Annotated in this window: 1 protein-coding gene; it reads right to left on the reverse strand. The window is 40.5% G+C overall.

The features are described from left to right. Positions 1-17 precede the first annotated feature (17 nt). On the reverse strand, positions 18-247 hold a 230-nt coding region (gene yaaA, locus CBI42_RS11985; RefSeq protein ID WP_094754000.1), incomplete at its 5' end, for a S4 domain-containing protein YaaA.

The following is a 247-nucleotide window of genomic DNA, read 5'->3' on the forward strand; positions in this document are numbered from 1 at the left end:
TTCAATTTCCGTTAACTTCATTCATTTCCCTGCTTTGAGCGAATAAAAAATAAGCCAACATCTGGGACTTCGACGTGATCGCCATCGTACAGTTTCCGGCCACGGCGATTATCAGGTTCGTCATTGACATTAACTGTTGTTTCTCTTAAAAACCATTTTGCCTGACCGCCACTGCTGATGATTGATTCCTCTTTAAGCAGTTGGCCAAGAGTGATATATGGACTATCAATGAAAACATCTTTTTTCA

Origin of the sequence: Streptococcus sp. KR (assembly GCF_002238115.1) — a bacterium.
Classification (GTDB): Bacteria; Bacillota; Bacilli; order Lactobacillales; family Streptococcaceae; genus Streptococcus.